General features: G+C 70.2%; 15 protein-coding genes. All 15 read left to right on the forward strand.

Annotated elements, in window-relative coordinates; translation table 11 throughout:
* Window positions 1–235 precede the first annotated feature (235 nt).
* Window positions 236–850 carry a 30S ribosomal protein S4 gene (gene rpsD, locus AC07DF_RS36570; protein WP_053668303.1) on the forward strand — a complete coding sequence of 205 codons (615 nt, stop codon included), beginning with the start codon at window positions 236–238 and terminating at the stop codon, window positions 848–850.
* 197 nt (window positions 851–1,047) lie between these two features.
* The gene (locus tag AC07DF_RS36575) at window positions 1,048–1,482 is read left to right on the forward strand and encodes a DUF948 domain-containing protein (RefSeq protein ID WP_478981058.1); all 435 of its coding nucleotides are present in this window, start codon (window positions 1,048–1,050) and stop codon (window positions 1,480–1,482) included.
* 9 nt (window positions 1,483–1,491) lie between these two features.
* Complete coding sequence (locus AC07DF_RS36580) at window positions 1,492–1,842, forward strand: hypothetical protein (RefSeq protein WP_391113071.1); 351 nt, start codon at window positions 1,492–1,494, stop codon at window positions 1,840–1,842.
* Window positions 1,842–4,514: an alanine--tRNA ligase gene (gene alaS, locus AC07DF_RS36585; protein WP_478981060.1), complete on the forward strand. Its 2,673-nt coding sequence runs from the start codon at window positions 1,842–1,844 to the stop codon at window positions 4,512–4,514. Before AC07DF_RS36580 ends, alaS begins: the two co-directional genes overlap by 1 nt.
* Before the next feature lie 17 nt (window positions 4,515–4,531).
* Window positions 4,532–4,996 (forward strand): Holliday junction resolvase RuvX, encoded by a 465-nt coding sequence (gene ruvX / locus AC07DF_RS36590; RefSeq protein ID WP_382497604.1) that lies wholly within the window; start codon window positions 4,532–4,534, stop codon window positions 4,994–4,996.
* Between the two features lie 121 nt (window positions 4,997–5,117).
* The gene (gene mltG, locus AC07DF_RS36595; protein ID WP_478981063.1) at window positions 5,118–6,836 is read left to right on the forward strand and encodes an endolytic transglycosylase MltG; all 1,719 of its coding nucleotides are present in this window, start codon (window positions 5,118–5,120) and stop codon (window positions 6,834–6,836) included.
* Window positions 6,837–6,846: 10 nt separating this feature from the next.
* A complete protein-coding gene (locus tag AC07DF_RS36600) occupies window positions 6,847–7,674 on the forward strand; it encodes a shikimate dehydrogenase (protein WP_478981065.1) in 828 nt (275 codons plus the stop codon).
* Between the two features lie 51 nt (window positions 7,675–7,725).
* Window positions 7,726–8,121 (forward strand): hypothetical protein, encoded by a 396-nt coding sequence (locus tag AC07DF_RS36605; protein WP_478981067.1) that lies wholly within the window; start codon window positions 7,726–7,728, stop codon window positions 8,119–8,121.
* A 140-nt stretch (window positions 8,122–8,261) separates the two neighbouring features.
* Window positions 8,262–9,446 (forward strand): chorismate synthase, encoded by a 1,185-nt coding sequence (gene aroC, locus AC07DF_RS36610; protein ID WP_189726439.1) that lies wholly within the window; start codon window positions 8,262–8,264, stop codon window positions 9,444–9,446.
* Between the two features lie 26 nt (window positions 9,447–9,472).
* Complete coding sequence (locus AC07DF_RS36615) at window positions 9,473–9,955, forward strand: shikimate kinase (RefSeq protein WP_478981249.1); 483 nt, start codon at window positions 9,473–9,475, stop codon at window positions 9,953–9,955.
* Window positions 9,952–11,043, forward strand: coding sequence for a 3-dehydroquinate synthase (gene aroB, locus AC07DF_RS36620; RefSeq protein WP_478981069.1), 1,092 nt, complete (start codon window positions 9,952–9,954; stop codon window positions 11,041–11,043). Before AC07DF_RS36615 ends, aroB begins: the two co-directional genes overlap by 4 nt.
* 164 nt (window positions 11,044–11,207) lie before the next feature.
* On the forward strand, window positions 11,208–12,071 hold the full coding sequence (locus AC07DF_RS36625) for a Pro-rich N-terminal domain-containing protein (RefSeq protein WP_478981071.1): 864 nt from the start codon (window positions 11,208–11,210) through the stop codon (window positions 12,069–12,071).
* 181 nt (window positions 12,072–12,252) lie between these two features.
* Complete coding sequence (locus AC07DF_RS36630; RefSeq protein WP_478981073.1) at window positions 12,253–13,362, forward strand: aminopeptidase P family protein; 1,110 nt, start codon at window positions 12,253–12,255, stop codon at window positions 13,360–13,362.
* A gap of 53 nt (window positions 13,363–13,415) precedes the next feature.
* Window positions 13,416–13,982, forward strand: coding sequence for an elongation factor P (gene efp, locus AC07DF_RS36635; protein ID WP_478981075.1), 567 nt, complete (start codon window positions 13,416–13,418; stop codon window positions 13,980–13,982).
* Window positions 13,983–13,984: 2 nt separating this feature from the next.
* Window positions 13,985–14,419: a transcription antitermination factor NusB gene (nusB, locus tag AC07DF_RS36640; protein WP_184597187.1), complete on the forward strand. Its 435-nt coding sequence runs from the start codon at window positions 13,985–13,987 to the stop codon at window positions 14,417–14,419.
* Window positions 14,420–14,627 lie beyond the last annotated feature (208 nt).

A 14,627-nucleotide genomic window follows, 5' to 3' on the forward strand; every position in this document is an offset into this window, starting at 1 on the left:
AGCCGATCCCCGGACCGGCTCCAGGAGCGTCGCGCACCGTCGAACGGTGTCGCGGGCAGCCCACCACCACCCGTCCCGCGACGGGACCGGACGGTGGGCCACTCGCGTGCTGCACGTATGTGCCCAGACCAGGGGAGCGGCTGCCCACCCCGTCCGCATGGACGAGGCGGGTTTCCCCGGCTGCGGATGCGACCTCCCACAACCCTGACAAGCCGAAACCAGGAAAAGAGAAACAGTGGCGAACCAGTCCCGCCCCAAGGTCAAGAAGTCGCGTGCCCTCGGCATCGCGCTGACCCCGAAGGCCGTCAAGTACTTCGAGGCCCGCCCCTACCCCCCGGGTGAGCACGGCCGCGGCCGCAAGCAGAACTCGGACTACAAGGTCCGTCTGCTCGAGAAGCAGCGTCTGCGCGCGCAGTACGACGTGTCCGAGCGCCAGCTCGTCCGCGCCTACGACCGTGCCTCCAAGGTCCAGGGCAAGACCGGTGAGGCCCTGATCATCGAGCTCGAGCGCCGTCTCGACGCGCTGGTCCTGCGTTCGGGCATCGCCCGCACGATCTACCAGGCCCGCCAGATGGTCGTCCACGGCCACATCGCGGTCAACGGCAAGAAGGTCGACAAGCCCTCCTTCCGTGTCCGTCCGGACGACGTCGTGCAGGTGCGCGAGCGCTCCAAGGAGAAGACGCTCTTCACGATCGCCCGTGAGGGTGGCTTCGCCCCCGACGGCGAGACCCCGCGCTACCTCCAGGTGAACCTCAAGGCCCTGGCGTTCCGCCTGGACCGTGAGCCGAACCGCAAGGAGATCCCGGTGATCTGCGACGAGCAGCTCGTCGTCGAGTACTACGCCCGCTGATCCTCGGCAGGCACGCGGTACTACAGCCCGCCGTCTCCCCCGTCCCTTCCGGTCGGGTGAGGCGGCGGGCTTTCGCGAATCCGCCGTCGCCGGGCGGCAATCCGGTACGGAGCCGCACCCCCGGCGCGATAGGCTCGTGGCACGACTTTCTCGTACTCAGGCAGATGTTCAGGCACGTTTCAGGGAGCGGGTGCACAGTGTCCGGTGGAGAGGTGGCCGGAATCCTGGTGGCCGTCTTCTGGGCGATCCTGGTCTCCTTCCTCGCCGTCGCGCTGGCGAGGCTGGCCCAGACGCTCAGGGCGACCACCAAGCTCGTGGCGGATGTGACCGACCAGGCCGTCCCGCTGCTGGCCGACGCCTCCTCGGCGGTGCGCTCCGCGCAGACCCAGATCGACCGGGTCGACTCGATCGCCTCCGACGTCCAGGAGGTGACGTCGAACGCCTCCGCGCTGTCGACCACCGTCGCCTCCACCTTCGGTGGCCCCCTGGTCAAGGTCGCCGCCTTCGGCTACGGCGTGCGCCGGGCCCTCGGCGGCCGCAAGGAGGACGTGCCCGCCAAGGCGTCCAGGCGTACCGTGATCGTGGGCCGTACGGTCTCTCGACGCGGCGCCCGAGGGAAGAAGAGGGACTGAGAGCAAGCGATGTTCCGCCGTACCTTCTGGTTCACCACGGGCGTCGCCGCCGGCGTGTGGGCCACCACCAAGGTCAACCGCAAGCTGAAGCAGCTGACGCCCGAGAGCCTCGCCAGAACCGCGGGAAACAAGGCGATCGAGGCCGGCCACCGGCTCAAGGACCGCGCGGTCGACTTCGCGCTCGACGTCCGGGACAACATGGCCCAGCGGGAGGAAGAGCTGGGGGACGTCCTCGGCATCAACAGCGACCCCGAACTCCCCGCACCCCGGCGGTACACCGCCATCGAGAACCGCAGCACCCCGAAGTCCGTCGACAGCGACAGGACGACGTACTCGTACAACCGGAATGAGGACCACTGATGGAGTCGGCTGAGATTCGCCGCCGCTGGTTGAGCTTCTTCGAGGAGCGCGGTCACACCGTCGTCCCTTCGGCGTCGCTCATCGCGGACGACCCGACTCTGCTCCTCGTCCCGGCCGGCATGGTGCCCTTCAAGCCCTACTTCCTGGGCGAGGTCAAGCCGCCCTTCGACCGCGCCACCAGCGTGCAGAAGTGCGTGCGCACGCCGGACATCGAAGAGGTCGGCAAGACCACCCGGCACGGCACGTTCTTCCAGATGTGCGGCAACTTCTCCTTCGGCGACTACTTCAAGGAAGGCGCCATCAAGTACGCCTGGGAGCTGCTCACCAGCCCCCAGGACAAGGGTGGTTACGGCCTGGAGCCGGACAAGCTCTGGATCACCGTCTACAAGGACGACGACGAGGCCGAGCGCATCTGGCACGACGTCGTCGGTGTGCCGAAGGAGCGTATCCAGCGCCTCGGCATGAAGGACAACTACTGGTCGATGGGCGTCCCCGGACCCTGTGGCCCCTGTTCCGAGATCAACTACGACCGCGGCCCCGAGTTCGGCGTCGAGGGCGGCCCCGCCGTCAACGACGAGCGGTACGTGGAGATCTGGAACCTCGTCTTCATGCAGTACGAGCGCGGCGAGGGCATCGGCAAGGACAACTTCGAGATCCTCGGCGACCTCCCCAGCCAGAACATCGACACGGGCCTCGGCCTCGAGCGACTCGCCATGATTCTGCAGGGCGTGCAGAACATGTACGAGATCGACACGTCCATGGCCGTCATCAAGAAGGCCACCGAGCTGACGGGTGTGGCCTACGGCGACGCCCATGACTCGGACGTCTCCCTGCGCGTGGTCACCGACCACATGCGCACCTCCGTGATGCTCATCGGCGACGGCGTGACCCCCGGCAACGAAGGCCGCGGTTACGTCCTGCGCCGCATCATGCGCCGCGCCATCCGCAACATGCGCCTGCTCGGTGCCACCGGTCCGGTCGTCAAGGACCTGATCGACACCGTGATCGGCATGATGGGCCAGCAGTACCCCGAGCTCATCACGGACCGCGAGCGCATCGAGAAGGTCGCCCTCGCCGAGGAGAACGCCTTCCTCAAGACGCTGAAGGCCGGCACCAACATCCTCGACACGGCCGTCACCGACACCAAGTCCGCAGGCGGCACCGTCCTGCCCGGCGACAAGGCCTTCCTGCTCCACGACACCTGGGGCTTCCCGATCGACCTCACCCTGGAGATGGCCGCCGAGCAGGGCCTGACCGTGGACGAGGACGGCTTCCGCCGCCTGATGAAGGAGCAGCGGGAGCGCGCCAAGGCCGACGCCCAGGCCAAGAAGACCGGCCACGCCGGCACCGGCGCCTACCGCGAGATCGCCGACCAGGCCGGTGCCACCGACTTCATCGGCTACACCGCCACCGAGGGCGAGTCGAGGATCGTCGGCATCCTCGTCGACGGCGCCTCCTCCCCGGCCGCCACCGAGGGCGACGAGGTCGAGATCGTCCTCGACCGCACCCCGTTCTACGCCGAGGGCGGCGGCCAGATCGGCGACACCGGCCGGATCAAGGTCGACACCGGTGCCGTCATCGAGATCCGCGACTGCCAGAAGCCGGTCCCGGGCGTGTACGTCCACAAGGGCGTCGTCCAGGTCGGCGAGGTCACCGTCGGCGCCACGGCCCACGCCTCGATCGACTCCCGTCGCCGCACGGCCATCGCCCGCGCCCACTCGGCCACGCACCTCACCCACCAGGCGCTGCGCGACGCCCTCGGCCCGACGGCCGCCCAGGCCGGTTCCGAGAACCAGCCCGGCCGCTTCCGCTTCGACTTCGGCTCGCCGTCCGCCGTACCCACGGCCGTGATGACCGACGTCGAGCAGCGGATCAACGAGGTCCTCTCCCGCGACCTCGACGTGCAGGCCGAGGTCATGGGCATCGACGAGGCCAAGAAGCAGGGCGCCATCGCCGAGTTCGGTGAGAAGTACGGCGACCGTGTGCGCGTCGTGACCATCGGCGACTTCTCCAAGGAGCTGTGCGGCGGCACGCATGTGCACAACACCGCGCAGCTGGGCCTGGTGAAGCTGCTCGGCGAATCCTCCATCGGTTCGGGTGTCCGGCGCATCGAGGCCCTGGTCGGTGTCGACGCCTACAACTTCCTCGCCCGTGAGCACACGGTCGTCGCCCAGCTCCAGGAGCTGATCAAGGGCCGTCCGGAGGAGCTCCCTGAGAAGGTCTCCGCCATGCTCGGCAAGCTGAAGGACGCCGAGAAGGAGATCGAGAAGTTCCGCGCCGAGAAGGTCCTCCAGGCCGCCGCCGGTCTCGCAGAGTCCGCCAAGGACGTCAGCGGCATTGCTGTCGTGACCGGTCAGGTCCCGGACGGCACGACCGCCGACGACCTGCGCAAGCTCGTGCTCGACGTGCGCGGACGCATCCAGGGCGGACGGGCCGCCGTGGTCGCCCTGTTCACGGTGGCGAACGGCAAGCCGCTGACGGTCATCGCCACCAACGAGGCCGGCCGCGAGCGTGGCCTCAAGGCCGGCGACCTGGTTCGTACGGCCGCCAAGACGCTCGGCGGCGGCGGTGGCGGCAAGCCGGACGTCGCCCAGGGCGGCGGTCAGAACCCGGGCGCCGTCGGTGAGGCCGTCGACGCGGTCGAGCGCCTGGTCGCCGAGACGGCCAAGTAGGAAACGGGTCAGGAAAGATGCGCAGAGGACGTCGACTCGCTATCGACGTCGGGGATGCCCGTATCGGGGTCGCTTCGTGCGACCCCGACGGGATCCTCGCCACCCCGGTGGAGACGGTCCCGGGGCGTGACATCCCCGCAGCTCAGCGGCGGTTGAAGCAACTCGTCGAGGAGTACGAGCCACTCGAGGTCGTCGTCGGACTGCCGCGCTCCCTCAAGGGGGGCGAAGGCCCGGCCGCGGTCAAGGTTCGTGCCTTCGTCCAGGAACTGGCCCGCATGATCGCCCCGGTTCCGGTCAGACTCATTGACGAACGCATGACCACGGTGACGGCCAGTCAGGGACTGCGCGCTTCCGGCGTGAAGTCCAAGAAGGGCCGTTCCGTGATCGACCAGGCAGCTGCGGTGGTCATCCTCCAGCAGGCGCTTGAATCCGAACGGGTGTCAGGTAAAGCACCCGGCGAAGGCGTCGAAGTGGTCATCTGATCGCGATACGGTAACGTTCCGCGCGATGCGCCGGTGTTCGAACAGCTGACGCACCAGAGAGAGGCGGACGGGAGCCCGGCTGGAAGCCGAGCGACCGCCGCCTCGCGGCTCTAGGGGATCGATGACTGAGTATGGCCGGGGCCAAGGCTCCGAACCGTGGCATCCGGAGGACCCGTTGTACGGGGACGGCGGATGGGGAGGACAGCAGGCCCAGCCGGGTCAGCAGTCCCCCTACGGCGGCCAGCCGCAGCACTATCCAGAGCAGCCGCAGCAGTCGCAGTACGGCGACTGGGGCACCGGTGAGCAGGCCGGATACGGTCAGGCGCAGCAGCACTACCAGTACGACCAGCAGTACGCGGCCCAGGCCCACGGGCACCAGCAGTACCCCGGGCAAGGGGGCCACGGTCACCCGCAGGACCAGGGGTACCACCAGCAGCAGTACGACAACGGCGGGTGGGCCACCGGTGGTCACCAGCAGGTGTCGTACCCGGGCGACCCCGGCGACCCGTACGGGCAGCAGCAGGCAGGCACCTACGGCGGAGGCCAGTCCGACTACTACGGCACGCCCGACGCCTATCCGCCGCCGGAGCCCCCTGGCCGGCGCCGGGCCGAGCCCCCGCCGGAGCCCGAGACCGACTGGGACCCCGGACCCGATCAGGGTGAGCACGCCTTCTTCGCGGGCGGCGACGACGATGACGACGGCGACGAGCCGAGGAATCGTCGCGGGCGCGACGACAAACGCGAACGCGGCGGCAAGCCCAAGAAGCGCCGCAGCGGAATGGCCTGCCTGCTGGTCGTCGTGATCCTCGGCGGCGGCCTGGCCGGTGTCAGCTACTTCGGCTACCAGTTCTACCAGGATCGTTTCGGCGACGCCCCGGACTTCGCGGGCGACGGCAGCGGGCAGCAGGTCACCGTAGAGATCCCCAGGGGAGCGGGCGGCTACGAGATCGGGCAGGTGCTGAAGGACGCCGGCGTCGTCAAGAGCGTCGACGCGTTCGTCACGGCTCAGGCGAACAATCCCGACGGCAACACACTCCAGGACGGCGTCTACACGCTGCAGAAGCAAATGTCGGCCGACAGCGCGGTCGAACTGATGCTCAGTCCGGAGAGCCGCGACAACCTGATCATCGCCGAGGGCAAGCGCAACGCCGACATCTACCGGCTCATCGACAAGCGGCTGGAGGTCAAGGAGGGCACCACCGCCGCGATCGCCAAGAAGGACTACAAGAAGCTCGGCCTGCCCTCCTGGGCGCAGAACCACCCGAACGTCAAGGACCCGCTGGAAGGGTTCCTCTACCCCTCCAGCTACGGCATCGCCAAGGGGCAGAAGCCCGAAGGCGTGCTGAAGCAGATGGTGACACGGGCAACCGAGACCTACGAGAAGCTCGGGGTGGAGAAGAAGGCCACGAGCCTCGGACTCGAGGACCCCTGGCAGCTGATCACGGTCGCGAGCATGGTTCAGGCCGAGGGCACCAGCCACGCCGACTTCCGCAAGATGGCCGAGGTCGTCTACAACCGCATGAAGCCCGGGAACCCGCAGACCAACGGCTTGCTGGAGTTCGACTCCACGTACAACTACATCAAGAACCAGAGCAAGATCGACCTGAGCCTGAGCGAACTGCGGACCTACGACAACCCGTACAACACGTACTTCCACAAGGGGCTCACGCCCGGGCCGATCGACAATCCCGGCGAGGACGCGATCAAGGGCGCCCTCAACCCGACGGACGACGGCTGGTACTACTTCATCTCGCTGGACGGCAAGACCAGTGAGTTCACCAAGACCAACGCCGAGCACCAGAAGCTGGTCGACAAGTTCAACGCCTCGCGGAACAACTGAGGAAGACCTGATGGCCGCACCACGCCGGGCCGCCGTACTCGGCTCCCCGATCGCCCACTCGCTCTCCCCGGTCCTGCACCGCACGGCCTACGAGGAGTTGGGGCTGAGCGGCTGGACGTACGACAGGTTCGAGGTCGACGAGGCCGCACTGCCCGGGTTCTTCGAGACGCTCGGGGCCGAGTGGGCGGGGCTCTCGCTGACCATGCCGCTGAAGCGGGCCGTGATCCCGCTGCTCGACGGAATCAGCGAGACCGCGGCCTCGGTCGACGCGGTCAACACGGTGGTCTGCACCCCGGACGGTCGCCGGACCGGCGACAACAGCGACATCCCCGGCATGGTCGCGGCTTTGCGGGAGCACGGCATCGACAAGGTCGAGGCCGCCGCGGTCCTGGGTGCGGGTGCCACCGCCTCCTCCGCGCTGGCCGCGCTGGCGCGGATCTGCCCCGGTGAGATCGCCGTGTACGTCCGCAGCGAGGCCCGGGCCGCCGAGATGCGGCAGTGGGCCGAGCGGCTGGAGGTCCCGGTGCGCATCGCGGACTGGGCGGACGCCGAGCAGGCCCTGCGCGCCCCGCTGGTGATCAGCACCACGCCGGCCGGTGTCACCGACGCTCTCGCCCGGTCCGTGCCGGAGCGGCCGGCGGCCCTCTTCGACGTCCTCTACGACCCCTGGCCGACGGAACTCGCCGCCCGCTGGTCGGCGTACGGCGGCGCGGTCGTCAGCGGCCTCGACCTGCTGGTGCACCAGGCCGTACTACAGGTCGAGCAGATGACAGGGCAGGCCCCGGCGCCCCTGGACGCCATGCGAAAAGCGGGCGAACGGGCTCTGGCGGCCCGCTAAGATCCGCTCTCGGTTCCGCAGGGGGCGGAACAGGGGAGGGGATAGCGAACCATGTCCACCGGCATGCCTCAGGCGTCCGTGAAGTCCCAGATATTCGAGTCCCTGCTGGGATTCCTGCCCGACTGGGTGCAGATCACGGTGATCGCCCTGATCGTGCTCGCGGTCCTCGCGTCCTGGGCGGTCAAGATCAAGCGCAAGATCGCCTACCGGCGGGCCGTGCGCAGCGGTCAGCCCGTCCACGCGGCGGCCCAGTACGGGCAGGGACGCGGAGCGGACTACCTGGGGGAGTACGCACCGCAGCAGACGCAGCAGCAGGGCAGCGGGGCCGACCATCTGGGCGACTGCGCACCGCAGCGGGCACAGCCTGCGCCGCAGCCGAGCGGCGCCGACTTCCTCGGTGCCTACGCGCCGCAGCGGCAGTCCGGCGGCCCGGCCTCGTCCGCCTGATGGACCGGCGGCCGGGTCCGCACTCCGGACGTGGGAGGATCGTAGGTGGCGGACCGGGGCCGCGCACCCGGTCAGGCCGTCGCCGTACGCGAGGACGTGCGTACGCAGGGCAGTACGGGCGCGAGCACTGAGGAGCACCGTTGAGCAGGTTGCGCTGGCTGACCGCTGGGGAGTCCCACGGTCCCGCACTCGTCGCGACGCTGGAGGGCCTGCCCGCCGGCGTGCCGATCACCACGGACATGGTGGCGGACCATCTCGCGAGGCGGCGCCTGGGCTATGGGCGCGGCGCCCGCATGAAGTTCGAGCGCGACGAGATCACCTTCCTCGGCGGCGTCCGGCACGGCCTCACCCTCGGCTCCCCGGTCGCGATCATGGTGGGCAACACCGAGTGGCCGAAGTGGGAACAGGTCATGGCCGCCGACCCGGTCGACCCCGAGATCCTCGACGGGCTCGCCCGCAACGCCCCGCTGACCCGCCCGCGGCCCGGCCACGCCGACCTCGCCGGCATGCAGAAATACGGCTTCGACGAGGCCCGGCCGATCCTGGAGCGCGCCTCGGCGCGTGAGACCGCGGCCCGGGTGGCCCTCGGCGCGGTGGCCCGGTCGTACCTGAAGGAGACGGCCGGCATCGAGATCGTCTCCCACGTGGTGGAGCTGGCGGCCGCGAAGGCGCCGTACGGCGTGTACCCGACGCCGGCCGACGTGGAGAAGCTGGACGCGGACCCGGTGCGCTGCCTGGACGCCGACGCGTCGAAGGCGATGGTCGCCGAGATCGACCAGGCCCACAAGGACGGCGACACCCTCGGCGGTGTGGTCGAGGTGCTGGCCTACGACGTGCCGGTCGGCCTCGGCTCGCACGTGCACTGGGACCGGCGTCTCGACGCCCGGCTGGCCGCCGCCCTCATGGGCATCCAGGCGATCAAGGGCGTGGAGGTCGGCGACGGCTTCGACCTGGCGCGGGTGCCCGGTTCCAAGGCCCACGACGAGATCGTGACCACCGACGAGGGCATCCGGCGCACCTCCGGCCGCTCCGGCGGCACCGAGGGCGGGCTCACCACCGGTGAGCTGCTGCGGGTGCGGGCGGCCATGAAGCCGATCGCGACCGTCCCGCGGGCGCTCAAGACGGTGGACGTCGTCACCGGTGAGGCGACGGCAGCCCACCACCAGCGTTCCGACGTGTGCGCGGTGCCGGCGGCCGGCATCGTCGCCGAGGCGATGGTCGCCCTCGTCCTCGCGGACGCGGTCGCCGAGAAGTTCGGCGGCGACAGCGTGGCCGAGACCGGCCGCAATGTCCGGTCCTACCTCGACAACCTGGCCATCCGGTGACCCCGCTGATCGTGCTGGTCGGCCCGATGGGCGTGGGCAAGTCCACCGTCGGGCAGCTGCTGGCCGAGCGGCTCGGGGCCGGATACCGGGACACCGACGACGACATCGTCGCCGCGCAGGGCCGGACGATCGCCGAGATCTTCGTCGAGGAGGGCGAAGCCGCCTTCCGTGCGATCGAGAAGCAGGCCGTGCGCGAGGCGCTGGCCGGGCACGACGGTGTGCTGGCCCTGGGCGGCGGCGCCGTCCTCGACCAGGAGACCCGCGAGCTGCTCGCCGGGCAGCGGGTGGTGTACCTGTCGATGGACGTCGAGGAGGCGGTCAAGCGCACCGGCCTCAACGCGGCCCGGCCGCTGCTCGCCATCAACCCGCGCAAGCAGTGGCGCGAGCTGATGGAGGCCCGTCGGCACCTGTACGAGGAGGTCGCCACGGCCGTCGTCGCCACCGATGGACGTACGGCCGAAGAGGTCACCGAAGTCGCCCTGGACGCACTGGAGTTGAAGGAAGCATGAGCGAGGCAGTGACGCGGATCCAGATCGGCGGCACGGCGGGCACCGAGCCCTACGAGGTCCTGGTGGGCCGTCAACTCCTGGGCGAACTGGCCGGGTTGATCGGCGGCAGGGCCAAGCGGGTCGCGATCGTCCACCCCGAGGCCCTGGCCGAGACCGGTGACGCGCTGCGCGCCGACCTGGCCGAGCAGGGCTACGAAGTGGTCGCCATCCAGGTGCCCAACGCGGAGGAGGCCAAGACCGCCGAGGTCGCCGCCTACTGCTGGAAGGCGCTCGGCCAGTCCGGGTTCACGCGCACGGACGTCATCGTCGGCGTCGGCGGCGGCGCGACCACCGACCTGGCCGGATTCGTCGCCGCCACCTGGCTGCGCGGGGTGCGCTGGATCGCGATCCCGACCACCGTGCTGGCCATGGTCGACGCGGCCGTCGGCGGCAAGACCGGCATCAACACCGCCGAGGGCAAGAACCTGGTGGGTGCCTTCCACCCGCCCGCCGGTGTGCTCTGCGACCTGGCCGCGCTGGACGGCCTCCCGGTCAACGACTACGTCTCCGGACTCGCGGAGGTCATCAAGGCCGGCTTCATCGCCGACCCGGTGATCCTCGACCTCATCGAGTCCGACCCCGAGGCCGCCCGCACCCCGGCCGGCCCGCACACCGCCGAGCTCATCGAGCGCTCCATCCGGGTGAAGGCCGACGTGGTGTCGTCCGACCTGAAGGAGTCGGGCCTGCGCGAGATCCTCAACTACGGCCACACGCTCGGCCACGCGATCGAGAAGAACGAGCGCTACAAGTGGCGCCACGGCGCTGCCGTCTCCGTGGGGATGCACTTCGCCGCGGAACTCGGCCGCCTGGCGGGCCGCCTGGACGACGCCACGGCCGACCGCCACCGCACCGTCCTGGAATCGGTCGGCCTGCCGCTGTACTACCGGCACGACCAGTGGCCCAAGCTGCTGGAGACCATGAAGGTCGACAAGAAGTCCCGCGGCGACCTGCTGCGGTTCATCGTCCTCGACGGCCTGGCCAAGCCCACCGTCCTGGAGGGGCCCGACCCGGCCGTGCTGCTCGCCGCGTACGGCGAAGTGGGGCAGTAAGTCCTCCCGCGCTCCTTACGCCCGAAACAGCCTTACGGGGCCGGGCACTTCGGGCCGTCCCCGGCCGTTCACACAACGATCGCCGGGGGCGGTACCGTTCGGTAGCAGCGGGTTCCGCCCCCGCTGTCAGCGCCCATCGCCTGTACGAGACGGAGTGGCACCGGATGCAGCACGCAGTGGGTTCTCCGCTGCCGCCGCCCCACCAGCCGGGGCAGGGACCGGCCGCCGGCTGGTCGCCGGCCGCACACCACCCGGGTTCGCACCACCCGGGGGCGCACCAGGGCTCCGCCCCCGTGCCCCCGCCGCCCCCGGCACCGGGGTACCCCGCGCCCCCGCCCGGACCGGCCGTGCCCCCGCATCAGGTCTCCGCTCCCGCCGCGCCGGACACCACCGGTCATGTGCCGCTGCCGCCGGGCGGTCCGGTCGCCATGCCCAGCGCGCCGCCCGCCGCGGCGGGGCCCGACCTGGCGGGCACGACGCTCGCGGTGCTGCTCATCGGCCCCGCGGGTGCCGGGAAGACCAGCGTCGCCAAGTACTGGGCGGACCACCGCCGGATCCCCACGGCCCACATCAGCCTCGACGACGTACGCGAATGGGTCCGCTCGGGCTTCGCCGACCCCCAGTCCGGGTGGAACGACAACTCGGAAGCGCAGTACCGCCTCGCCCGCCGCACCTGCGGCTTCGCCGCGCGGAACTTCCTGGCCAACGGCATCTCCTGCATCCTCGACGACGCCGTCTTCCCCGACCGCCCCGTCGTGGGCCTGGGCGGCTGGAAGCGACACGTCGGGCCGGGCCTGCTGCCTGTCGTCCTGCTGCCGGGCCTGGAGATCGTCCTGGAGCGCAACGCCGAACGCTCGGGCAACCGCCGCCTCAGCGACGACGAGGTCGCCCGCATCCACGGCCGCATGGCCGGCTGGTACGGCTCGGGCCTCCCGATCATCGACAACTCCCAGCTCGACATCCCGCAGACGGCCCAGGTCCTGAACGACGTCCTGTCCCGCTCCATCGCCAGCCCACCCCAGTGGTAGCCGTGCGTTTTAGGGGCGCGGGGAACGGCGCGACAAGCCCCCACACACCCGCGGACGGCACACAACCCCGTGCGGCTCACCCTCTCCCGAACAGCACCCCAACCCACCCGGACACACCAGGCACCGCCCACTCAGACGCCCTCAACCGGCGCCAAACCCGCGGAGCTCATACGCTCGGGTCATGTCAGAGGTGTACGCGGCCCGCCGGACGCGTCTGAGGGAATACTGCAACGCGGGCGGCAGCGCGGCGGCGCTGGTCTCCCGCCCCGCCAACGTGCGCTATCTCGCGGGCCCCGCCCCGCACGGCGCCGTTCTGCTGCTGGGCAAGACGGAGGACCTCCTGGTGTGTGCCGGCCCGATCGAGGGCCGCTCCACGCAGGAGCGCCCCGATGAGGCCCTGCGCGTCCAGAACCTCCCCGGATCCGGCGGCGGTGACCCCGCCGTCGCGGCCGCCGACCTCGCCGCCGGCCAGGGCGCCGACTCCCTCGCCGTGGAGGAGCACCACCTCACCGTGGCCCGGCACCGGGCCCTCGGCTCGGTCGCCCCCCGGCTGCGCCTGGCGGGCCTCGGCTGCGCCGTCGAGCAGCTCAGGGTGGTCAAGGACGAGGAGGAGATCTCCTGCCTGCGCATCGGCGCCGAGATCGCCGACCAGGCGCTCGGCGAACTGCTGGAGTCCATCCTCGTCGGCCGGACGGAGCGCCATCTCGCCCTGGAGCTCGAAAGGCGACTGGTCGACCACGGGGCCGACGGACCGGCCTTCCCGACCTCCGTCGCCACCGGGCCCAACGCCGGCCGCCCCGGCCACCGGCCCACCGACCGCCGTGTGGAGGAGGGCGACTTCCTCTCCGTCTGCCTCGGCGCGACGTATCGCGGCTACCGCTGCGAGATCGGCCGTACGTTCGTCATCGGAACGGCTCCCGCGGACTGGCAGATCGAGCTGTACGACCTGGTCTTCGCCGCCCAGCGCGCCGGACGTGAGAGCCTGGTACCCGGCGCCGCCTGCCGGGACGTCGACCGGGCCGCACGCCAGGTGCTGGACTCCGCGGGGTACACGGAAGGCCTCACGGCCCTGACCGGACACGGGGTCGGGCTCGAAATCGACGAGGACCCTCAATTGAGTCCCGCGGCCATGGGTAAACTGGACGCTTGCGTGCCGGTCACCGTCGAACCGGGGGTCCACCTCCCGGGCCGGGGCGGTGTCCGGATCGATGACACGCTCGTCGTCCGCCCCGAGGCGGACGGCGGACCCGAGCTACTCACCATCACGACCAAGGAGCTGCTCGCCCTGTAGCCAGGCAGGTGCGTGCCCCGGGGTCGTACGTCAGTCCAGGAGATTCCGCAACCGTGGCTTCCACGAACGACCTCAAGAACGGCATGGTGCTCAAGCTCGAAGGCGGCCAGCTCTGGTCCGTCGTCGAGTTCCAGCACGTCAAGCCCGGCAAGGGCCCGGCCTTCGTGCGCACCAAGCTCAAGAACGTGCTCTCCGGCAAGGTCGTCGACAAGACCTTCAACGCCGGCGTCAAGGTCGAAACGGCCACCGTCGACAAGCGGGACATGCAGTTCTCCTACATGGACGGCGAGTACTTCGTCTTCATGGACATGGAGACCTACGACCAGCTGCACGTCGACAAGAAGTCCGTCGGCGACGCCGCCAACTTCCTGATCGAGGGCTTCACCGCCACTGTCGCGCAGCACGAGGGCGAGGTGCTCTTCGTCGAGCTTCCCGCCGCCGTCGAGCTCGTCATCCAGGAGACCGAGCCGGGCGTCCAGGGCGACCGCTCCACCGGCGGCACCAAGCCCGCCACGCTGGAGACCGGCCACCAGATCCAGGTGCCGCTCTTCATCACCACCGGTGAGAAGATCAAGGTCGACACCCGCACCAGCGACTACCTCGGCCGGGTGAACAGCTAACCGTGGCTGCCCGCAACACGGCCCGCAAGCGCGCCTTCCAGATCCTCTTCGAGGGCGACCAGCGCGGCGCCGAGGTCCTGACGGTCCTCGCCGACTGGGTCCGGCTCTCCCGGGCCGACACCCGGCAGCCGCCGGTGAGCGAGTACACGATGGAGCTGGTCGAGGGCTACGCGCAGCGCGCGAAGCGCATCGACGAGCTGATCGCCCAGTACTCGGTCGGCTGGACGCTCGACCGGATGCCGGTCGTCGACCGCAACATCCTGCGGCTCGGCGCCTACGAGCTGATCTGGGTCGACGAGACCCCGGACGCCGTTGTACTGGACGAGATGGTGCAGCTGGCCAAGGAGTTCTCCACGGACGAGTCGCCCTCGTTCGTGAACGGCCTGCTCGGTCGGCTGAAGGACCTCAAGCCCTCGCTCCGCCGCGACGAGGACTGAGACAGACGGGAATGCCGGAGGGCCCGCAGCAAGCTTGCTGCGGGCCCTCCGGCATTCCCTCCCGCGACCGGGGCCGTCAGGCCCCCAGAACGCCGCCGGGGTGGGCGGGAACACAGGGTTTTTTCCACCCCAGCAGGCCATTTCTTCTCTTGTTCCCTAGGGGCCCGGACTTCCCCTGGGAGGAGAACGAGCGGCTCGAATTCTTCTT

This window comes from Streptomyces sp. NPDC044719, from assembly GCF_056433405.1.